We start from the raw sequence: 8610 nt of genomic DNA on the forward strand, positions 1-8610 counted from the left end.
TCGGCCGTTCGCCGGCGGATCGCCCGCTCGCCGCGATATAGATGTAGCTTGCATCCGTTAGGCGATCTAACTTAGTATGTGTAAATACCAACCATCTAGGGCCGAGAGGAATCATGGACACGTTCGACGCCGGAGCCGGAAGCATCCTGCGACAGCCGAAGGCGGTGTGGGCGACGGCCGGGGCCTCCGTCGTCGCCTTCATGGGCATCGGCCTGGTCGACCCGATCCTGCCGTCCATCGCCCAGGGCCTGCACGCCACGGCGAGCCAGGTCTCCCTGCTCTTCACCTCGTACTTCCTCATCACCGCGCTCGCGATGCTGGTCACCGGATTCGTCTCCAGCCGCATCGGCGGACGTCGCACCCTGCTGCTCGGCCTGGCCCTCGTGGTCGTCTTCGCGGGCCTCGCGGGCACCTCGGACTCGGTCGCCGAACTCGTCGGCTTCCGCGCCGGCTGGGGACTGGGCAACGCGCTCTTCGTCTCCACCGCCCTCGCCGTGATCGTCGGCGCGGCGGCCGGCGGCAGCGCGGCCGCCATCCTGCTGTACGAGTCGGCCCTCGGCCTCGGCATGGCCTGCGGCCCCCTGTTGGGCGCGGTGCTCGGCGACGCCAGCTGGCGCTACCCGTTCTTCGGCACCGCGTTCCTGATGGCGATCGGCTTCCTGTGCATCACGGCGTTCCTGAAGGAACAGCCCAGGCCGGCCCGCAGGACCTCGCTGCTCGACCCGCTGAAGGCGCTCGGTCACGGCGGGCTCGCCTCCGCCGCCGCCTCGGCGTTCTTCTACAACTACACGTTCTTCACCGTGCTGGCCTTCACCCCGTTCGTGCTGAACATGAGCCCCTACAAGTCGGGCGCGGTGTTCTTCGCCTGGGGTGTGCTGCTCGCCGTCTTCTCGGTGCTCGTGGCGCCGCGGCTCCAGAAGCGGTTCGGTTCCCTGAAGGTCCTCGGCGGCTCGCTGCTGCTGCTCGCCGCCGACGTGCTCGTCCTCGGCTACGGCGACCACACCACGGCCGTCGTCTGCACGATCCTGTCCGGCGCGTTCATCGGCGTGAACAACACGGTCTACACCGAGTTGGCGCTCGGCGTGTCGGACGCCCCGCGTCCGGTGGCGAGCGCCGGCTACAACTTCGTGCGGTGGTTCGCGGCCGCGGCCGCGCCCTTCTTCGCGCCGAAGATCGAGGAATGGACCGACATCCACATGCCGTTCGTGGTCGCGGCGCTCACCGCGGTGCTCGGCGCGGTCGTGGTCCTCGTACGGCGCAGGGCGCTGACCCACGAGGCGCGGGAGCTGGAGCCGCGGCACGCGACGGAGGACTCGGTCACGGTGTTCGCGAACTGAGGCCGGGCCTCCCGGCGGGTCAACCGGCCTTACCGGGCGGAGAGTTGGTGACGTTCCTCACGGGCGTCAGCCGAGCGGGACGGATGTGCGGGACGGGTCCCGCAGGTCCGTCCCGTTCGTCAGCCAGCGCTCCTGAAGGGCCTGGGCGCCGTGGACGCGCTTCCAGGCGGCCTCGTTGGGGGTCATGGGCAGCAGCGGCAGGAAGCGGACCGGGTCGAGGGGCTCGTCCAGCTCCAGGTCCTCGACCAGCCCGCCCGGCTCGGCGACCAGGACCGAGGTGAACGCGGCCCCGGGCCACAGCGGCCCGCCCACGTCCAGGGACGCACCCGGAGCCACGACCACCCCCTCGACCTGCGGGGACGCCGCGAGCACGGCGAGCGGACGGAGCACCTTGTCGGTGTCGGCGCCGCCCGGCCGGACGGACAGGAGCAGTTCCGCGCGCGGGCCCCGCACCGGATCCGCGATCACCGCCGTGGGATCGCTCATCGGCTGCGCGGACATGCCGAGCGTGGCGTAGCGGACGACGTCGCCCTCGTGGAAGCGCAGCACCTCGACGCGGTCCGCGCCGAGGAAGGTGACCGCGGCGCGTGCGTCCGGCTCGCCCAGCGCGGAACGCAGACGGGCCTCGACCAGAGGAAGAACATCAGCCATGCGGCGAGCATAGAACTCGTCAGGGCGGGGCAAAGCAGCGCCTTGACACTTCGGGTGACTGGTACTCTGGCCCGGTGGTTCGGGGCAACACGCGATGGGCATCTCCCGGTTTCCAGACTCCGGGGAAACGCCCGCTCGCCCCGACGCAGACGAGACTCCCTTACGAGGGACCGGCTGGAGGAGGTGGGGCTGTCATGGATCGAAGTCACCCGTGCAGTACCACTCGCTCTTCCCGCCGCTGACATCGCTGCTCTGGCCTCTTCGCCTCCGGCTGGTCGCCGTCTGTCGCGCTCCTCTTCAGCGGAAGAGCACTTCGTTTCGTTCTTTGCCTTGATCTGCCCGATCGGTCCGGCCGGTCCGATCTGCCAGATCACTCCGGTCTGATTCAGCAGCGAAGCTCGCCACCGCGACGGAGCGGTGCTCCCCGCTTTGTGGACGTGCCAAACCCTTTCCCGGTCCGAAGGGCCGGGAGCCCCCCAGTCAGGACGTCCTCATTCCGGGCAGTTCCATCCGTCGTGGCGGTCTTTCTTTGCTCATCGCGAAGGAGCCTGCCATGTCGATGATCCGCGACCTCCGTGCCGTCGTCCGCCCCGCCCGCCCCTCCCTGCGCAAGGGGGGCGGGCGTACGGACACCGGCGCCTACGACACCACCCGCGACCCGGCCACCCCCTCGGCCGTCGTCGACTGCGCCGTCTACCGCGACGGCTCGCGCATCGTCTTCCCGCAGGCGCCGACCCCGCAGGAGGCCATGCGCCAGGTGCGGCGCGACGGCGGCTTCGTGTGGATCGGCCTGCACGAGCCGACCGAGGCCGAATTCGCGGGTATCGCGGCCGAGTTCGGGCTGCACCCGCTGGCCGTGGAGGACGCGGTGCAGGCGCACCAGCGGCCCAAGCTGGAGCGCTACGACGACTCCCTGTTCACCGTCTTCAAGACGATCCACTACCTGGAGCACGACCGGCTCACGGCCAACAGCGAGGTCGTGGAGAGCGGTGAGGTCATGTGCTTCACCGGCAAGGACTTCTTCATCACCGTCCGGCACGGCGGCAAGGGCTCCCTGCGCGGACTGCGCCACCGCCTTCAGGACGACCCCGAACTGCTCGCCAAGGGCCCCTCGGCGGTGCTGCACGCCATCGCCGACCATGTCGTCGACGGCTACATCGCCGTCGCGGACGCCGTGCAGGACGACATCGACGAGGTCGAGACCGAGGTGTTCTCGCCGGGCCGCAAGGGCACCCCGCGCGGCACGGACGCCGGCCGGATCTATCAACTCAAGCGTGAGGTGCTGGAGTTCAAGCGGGCGGTGTCGCCGCTGCTGCGGCCGATGCAGCTGCTGAGCGAACGGCCGATGCGGCTGGTCGACCCCGACATCCAGAAGTACTTCCGCGACGTCGCCGACCACCTCGCCCGGGTCCAGGAGCAGGTGATCGGCTTCGACGAACTGCTCAACTCGATCCTCCAGGCCAACCTCGCGCAGGCCTCCGTCGCGCAGAACGAGGACATGCGCAAGATCACGTCCTGGGCCGCCATCATCGCCGTGCCGACGATGGTGTGCGGGGTGTACGGGATGAACTTCGACTACATGCCGGAACTGCACTGGAAGTACGGCTATCCCGTCGTCATGTCGGCCATGGTGGCCCTCTGTGTGGGCATCCACCGCACGCTCAAGCGCAACGGCTGGCTGTGAGGGCGTCGCCGGGGCCCCGCCCGGACGGCCCCCGGATAGGCTGGGCGGCATGACAAGCGAGCTGCTCGGAGAGGCCCTCGTCGACCGGACCCTCGTCGAGGAGGCCACGAAGAAGTCCGGCCTCGTCTGGGTCCGGGGCGGGCGGGAGACGGCCGCGCGGGCGCTGTGGCACGTGTGGCACGACGGCGCGGCCTGCCTGGTCGGCGACGGGCCCGGCGAGCAGCCGCTGCCCGGACTCGTCGAGGGCGGCTCGGCCGAGGTCACGGTGCGCAGCAAGGACAAGGGCGGCCGGCTGGTCACCTGGACGGCGACGGTGACCGGGCTCGCGCCCGGCTCCGAGGCCTGGGAGGCCGCCGTCGCCGAGCTGAAGGGCAAGCGGCTGAACGCGCCCGACGGCGAGGCCATGACCGGGCGCTGGGCGCGCGAGTGCCGGGTGCTGCGCCTGGAGCCGACCGGCGCCACCTCGCCGCTTCCGGAGGACAGCCTCGCCGCCCGGCCCGTCCCCACGCCCGCCACCACGCGCGAGCCGGTGCCCGCCGGACTGCCGAAGCTGCTGCTGCGCGGGCGCAGACGCAAGTAGCGCCCCGCCCGGCCCCCTGCCGCTCGCCCGGGTCGCGCCGGTCCCGCGGTCGCCCTGGTGGTCCGGTCGCCGCGCTCGGCGGGAGGTCAGGACGTCGGGAGCTGTTTGCCGTAGTCCACGGTCCGGTCCTTCGCCGGCTCCTCCAGGGCGAAGTCCTTGCCCCAGGACGAGAAGCGCAGCGTCCCGGCCCCGCCCGCGCGCTCCAGCAGCAGGGGGTAGGGCTTGCCCTCCAGCGACACGTCCAGCTTGCCGCCGGAGCCGCCGTCGCCGGTGATGCGGACGGTGCGCACCCCGTCCTGCTCGTGGCGGCCGTCGGTGGCAAGCGCGCCGTGCAGCGTGAGCAGACCGTCGAGGAGGAGGTCCTTGTCCGTGAACCCGCTGAACTTCCGATACGAGGGGTCGCCCGGCGGCACCTTGACGTACTTGCCGTCGAGCTTGTCGGCGGCCGCCGTGTCGGAGCCGTCGCCGGACTTGCCGTCCTCCTTCTTCCAGAACGCCGCGTCCGCCTTGAGGAACAGCTGCTCGCCCACCCGCAGCAGATGGAAGGTGGCCCCCTGCGCGGTGACCGAGCCGGCGCCGCCGTCCGCCTTCAGACGCATGTCGAGCCGGTACGTGCGCCCGCTGGTGACGACGCTGCCCGACAGCCGCACCGCGTCCACGGAACCGGCGGCCGCCTTGGTCTTCTCCTGGATCCGCGCGGCCGGCAGTTTGCCCACCCCGTTCGTGCCCGCGTCCGGATCCTCGCCGCAGCCGGCCAGCCCCACGCCCACGACCAGCGCGCACACCGCGCTCACCAACGAGGTCCGGCGCGTACGGCCCTGGGGAATCGCAGTCACAGGGAGGGCTGCCTTTCTGCGGGGGTCTGCTGAGCGGCGTACGGCAGCGTACCGGGGTCGCGCGGGCCGGGCGGAGCCAGTCCGTCCGGACGCCCCACCAGGGCGTATCCGATCGGGACGGGCTAGCCTGAAGCCCGCACGAGCGGGCAATCGGGAAATGAGCAACGCCGGCGACAACGCGCCCCACCGGCGCGCACGACAAGGAGGGGCGGTCATGGCAGCGGGAGCCCCGCGGATCTTCGTCTCGCACCTCTCGGGCATCCCCGTGTTCGATCCGAACGGCGACCAGGTGGGGCGGGTGCGCGACCTCGTCGTCGTGCTGCGCGTGCGGCGGCGGCCGCCGCGCGTGCTCGGGCTGGTCGTCGAACTGTCCACCCGGCGCCGGATCTTCCTGCCCATGACCCGCGTCACCGGCATCGAGTCCGGTCAGGTCATCACCACCGGGGTGCTCAACGTGCGCCGCTTCGAGCAGCGGCCCACCGAGCGGCTGGTCTTCGGGGAGCTGCTCGACCGGCGCGTCGCCCTCGTGGAGACCGGCGAGGAGGTCACCGTCCTCGACGTGTCCGTGCAGCAGCTGCCGGCCCGCCGCGACTGGGAGATCGACCGCGTCTTCGTCCGCAAGGGCAAGAAGGCGAGCGCCTTCCGCCGGGCCAGGGGCGAGACGCTGACCGTGGAGTGGTCGGCCGTCACCGGGTTCTCGCTGGAGGAGCACGGACAGGGCGCGGAGAGCCTCCTCGCCACGTTCGAGCAGCTGCGCCCCGCCGACCTCGCCAACGTCCTGCACCACCTGTCGGCCAAGCGGCGCGCGGAGGTGGCGGCCGCCCTCGACGACGACCGCCTCGCCGACGTCCTGGAGGAGCTGCCGGAGGACGACCAGATCGAGATCCTCGGCAAGCTGAAGGAGGAGCGCGCGGCGGACGTCCTGGAGGCGATGGACCCCGACGACGCGGCCGACCTGCTCTCCGAGCTGCCGGAGGAGGACAAGGAGCGGCTGCTGTCCCTGATGCAGCCCGACGACGCGGCCGACATGCGCCGTCTGATGGCGTACGAGGAACACACGGCGGGCGGGCTGATGACCACCGAGCCGATCGTCCTGCGCCCCGACGCCACCGTCGCCGACGCCCTGGCCCGGGTGCGCAACCCGGACCTGTCCCCCGCGCTCGCCGCGCAGGTCTACGTCTGCCGTCCGCCCGACGAGACGCCGACGGGCAAGTACCTGGGCACGGTCCACTTCCAGCGGCTGTTGCGCGATCCGCCGTACACCCTGGTCAGCTCGATCATCGACGACGACCTGCAGGCCCTGGCACCGGGCGCGGCCCTGCCGGTCGTCGCCGGGTTCTTCGCGACGTACGACATGGTCGCGGCGCCCGTCGTGGACGAGGCGGGCTCGCTGCTCGGCGCGGTGACCGTCGACGACGTCCTGGACCACATGCTGCCGGAGGACTGGCGCGAGACGGAGTTCCACCTGGAGGGCGAGCCCGCGGACGGGTCCGAGGACGGGTCCGCGGGCGAGCGCGCCGCCGAGGGGGCCGGTCGGCATGGCTCCTGAACGCGAGGGCACGGGCCGCGAGCGCGCCCAGGCCGGCACGGGCCGGGAGCGCACCCCGATGGGCGCCACGGCGACCGGCCGCACCCGCGCCCGGCTGGACCAGCCGCGGCCGCCCCGGCACCGGATCCTGCCCGAGTGGGACCCGGAGGCCTTCGGGCGGCTGTCGGAGCGCATCGCGCGCTTCCTGGGCACCGGCCGCTTCATCGTCTGGATGACGATCGTCATCATCGCCTGGGTCCTGTGGAACGTCTTCGCCCCGGCGGATCTGCGGTTCGACAACTACCCGTTCATCTTCCTGACGCTGATGCTGTCGCTCCAGGCCTCCTACGCGGCCCCGCTGATCCTGCTCGCGCAGAACCGGCAGGACGACCGCGACCGGGTCAACCTCGAACAGGACCGCAAGTCCAACGAGCGGTCCATCGCCGACACCGAGTACCTGACCAGGGAGATCGCCGCGCTGCGCATCGGTCTGGGCGAGGTCGCCACCCGCGACTGGATCCGCTCCGAGTTGCAGGACATGGTCAAGGAGCTGGAGGAACGGCGCGACGGCCACCGCGAACACGCCGTATTCCCGGCAGAACGGTCGCGAGGACGTGACGTAGACGACCGGTGACGGGCTTACCCCGGTCCCCGCAGGTCGCCGTACCATCGTCCCTATGGCTAGCGAAGACGCGGTGCGCGAGGCACTGGCGACGGTGAACGACCCCGAGATCAACCGGCCCATCACCGAGCTCGGGATGGTGAAGTCGGTGGAGATCGGCGCGGACGGGGCGGTCGCGGTCTCCGTGTACCTGACGGTCTCCGGCTGCCCGATGCGCGAGACGATCACCCAGCGGGTGACGGACGCGGTCTCCGCCGTGGAGGGCGTCACCCGCGTCGACGTCACCCTCGACGTGATGAGCGACGAACAGCGCAAGGAGCTGGCGAACGCCCTGCGCGGCGGCCAGACCGAGCGCGAGGTCCCCTTCGCCAAGCCCGGCTCGCTGACCCGCGTCTACGCGGTCGCCTCCGGCAAGGGCGGCGTCGGCAAGTCGTCGGTGACGGTGAACCTCGCCGCGGCGATGGCCGCCGACGGCCTCAAGGTGGGCGTGGTCGACGCGGACATCTACGGCCACAGCGTGCCGCGCATGCTGGGCGCGGACGGCCGTCCCACCCAGGTCGAGAACATGATCATGCCGCCGTCCGCGAACGGCGTGAAGGTCATCTCCATCGGCATGTTCACCCCGGGCAACGCCCCGGTCGTCTGGCGCGGCCCGATGCTCCACCGCGCGCTCCAGCAGTTCCTTGCCGATGTTTACTGGGGCGACCTGGACGTGCTGCTGCTCGACCTGCCGCCGGGCACCGGCGACATCGCGATCTCCGTGGCGCAGCTGGTCCCGAACGCCGAGATCCTCGTCGTGACGACCCCGCAGCAGGCGGCCGCCGAGGTCGCCGAGCGGGCGGGCTCCATCGCCGTGCAGACCCACCAGAAGATCGTCGGCGTGGTCGAGAACATGTCCGGCCTGCCCTGCCCGCACTGCGGGGAGATGGTCGACGTCTTCGGCACCGGCGGCGGCCAGACGGTCGCCGACGGCCTCACCCGCACGACCGGCGCGAACGTCCCGGTCCTCGGCTCCATCCCGATCGACGTCCGGCTGCGCGAGGGCGGCGACGAGGGCAGGCCGGTCGTCCTGAGCGACCCCGAGTCCCCGGCGGGCTCCGCCCTGCGCGCGATCGCCGGCAAGCTGGGCGGCCGCCAGCGCGGCCTGTCGGGCCTGTCGCTGGGCATCACCCCGCGCAACAAGTTCTAGCGACCGCTTCGTCAGGTTCCGGGGGACGGCGCGGGCCCGCACGCGGGTCGCGTCCCTCCCTCCGCCTGACGACAGTGGGGGGGCGGGCCGGGGCCCCCGGGGCCCCCCCCGCCGGGGGGGGGCGGGGGGGGGGCGGCGGCGGGGGGGGGGGCGGCGGGCCGGCCGGGGGCCCCGCCCCCCCCA

8 protein-coding genes are annotated in these 8610 nt (G+C 72.0%); 6 read left to right on the plus strand and 2 right to left on the minus strand.

The features are described from left to right. Window positions 1-113: 113 nt before the first annotated feature. Window positions 114-1337, plus strand: a complete 1224-nt coding sequence (locus tag ACGFSH_RS07500) for an MFS transporter (protein WP_393345905.1) — start codon at window positions 114-116, stop codon at window positions 1335-1337. Between the two features lie 66 nt (window positions 1338-1403). Here the strand turns inward: ACGFSH_RS07500 and ACGFSH_RS07505 are convergent, their stop codons facing one another. Beyond that, window positions 1404-1988 (minus strand): suppressor of fused domain protein, encoded by a 585-nt coding sequence (locus tag ACGFSH_RS07505; protein WP_393345907.1) that lies wholly within the window; start codon window positions 1986-1988, stop codon window positions 1404-1406. Between the two features lie 553 nt (window positions 1989-2541). On the opposite strand from ACGFSH_RS07505, the gene ACGFSH_RS07510 reads away from it, so the two are divergent. Beyond that, window positions 2542-3672, plus strand: coding sequence for a magnesium and cobalt transport protein CorA (locus ACGFSH_RS07510; RefSeq protein WP_393345909.1), 1131 nt, complete (start codon window positions 2542-2544; stop codon window positions 3670-3672). Window positions 3673-3721: 49 nt separating this feature from the next. Then, window positions 3722-4252 carry a hypothetical protein gene (locus ACGFSH_RS07515; RefSeq protein ID WP_393345911.1) on the plus strand — a complete coding sequence of 177 codons (531 nt, stop codon included), beginning with the start codon at window positions 3722-3724 and terminating at the stop codon, window positions 4250-4252. 86 nt (window positions 4253-4338) lie between these two features. Here the strand turns inward: ACGFSH_RS07515 and ACGFSH_RS07520 are convergent, their stop codons facing one another. After that, the gene (locus ACGFSH_RS07520) at window positions 4339-5088 is read right to left on the minus strand and encodes a hypothetical protein (RefSeq protein WP_393345913.1); all 750 of its coding nucleotides are present in this window, start codon (window positions 5086-5088) and stop codon (window positions 4339-4341) included. A 214-nt stretch (window positions 5089-5302) separates the two neighbouring features. Here ACGFSH_RS07520 and ACGFSH_RS07525 point away from each other — a divergent pair, with 214 nt between their 5' ends. From ACGFSH_RS07525 to ACGFSH_RS07535, 3 genes are read left to right on the plus strand one after another with little or no spacing between them, the layout of a single operon-like run. Beyond that, window positions 5303-6637: a magnesium transporter MgtE N-terminal domain-containing protein gene (locus ACGFSH_RS07525; RefSeq protein WP_393345915.1), complete on the plus strand. Its 1335-nt coding sequence runs from the start codon at window positions 5303-5305 to the stop codon at window positions 6635-6637. Continuing rightward, window positions 6627-7250, plus strand: coding sequence for a DUF1003 domain-containing protein (locus ACGFSH_RS07530; RefSeq protein WP_393345917.1), 624 nt, complete (start codon window positions 6627-6629; stop codon window positions 7248-7250). Before ACGFSH_RS07525 ends, ACGFSH_RS07530 begins: the two co-directional genes overlap by 11 nt. A gap of 43 nt (window positions 7251-7293) precedes the next feature. Further along, window positions 7294-8427: an Mrp/NBP35 family ATP-binding protein gene (locus ACGFSH_RS07535; protein ID WP_393345919.1), complete on the plus strand. Its 1134-nt coding sequence runs from the start codon at window positions 7294-7296 to the stop codon at window positions 8425-8427. Window positions 8428-8610 lie beyond the last annotated feature (183 nt).

This window comes from Streptomyces sp. NPDC048481, assembly GCF_043200075.1.
Classification (GTDB): Bacteria; Actinomycetota; Actinomycetes; order Streptomycetales; family Streptomycetaceae; genus Streptomyces.

Bases quoted from the DNA above. Each gene is read 5' to 3' on its own strand.
- ACGFSH_RS07500 (WP_393345905.1), top strand. From the start codon at position 114: ATGGACACGTTCGACGCCGGAGCCGGAAGCATCCTGCGACAGCCGAAG.
- ACGFSH_RS07505 (WP_393345907.1), bottom strand. From the start codon at position 1,988: ATGGCTGATGTTCTTCCTCTGGTCGAGGCCCGTCTGCGTTCCGCGCTG.
- ACGFSH_RS07510 (WP_393345909.1), top strand. From the start codon at position 2,542: ATGTCGATGATCCGCGACCTCCGTGCCGTCGTCCGCCCCGCCCGCCCC.
- ACGFSH_RS07515 (WP_393345911.1), top strand. From the start codon at position 3,722: ATGACAAGCGAGCTGCTCGGAGAGGCCCTCGTCGACCGGACCCTCGTC.
- ACGFSH_RS07525 (WP_393345915.1), top strand. From the start codon at position 5,303: ATGGCAGCGGGAGCCCCGCGGATCTTCGTCTCGCACCTCTCGGGCATC.
- ACGFSH_RS07530 (WP_393345917.1), top strand. From the start codon at position 6,627: ATGGCTCCTGAACGCGAGGGCACGGGCCGCGAGCGCGCCCAGGCCGGC.
- ACGFSH_RS07535 (WP_393345919.1), top strand. From the start codon at position 7,294: ATGGCTAGCGAAGACGCGGTGCGCGAGGCACTGGCGACGGTGAACGAC.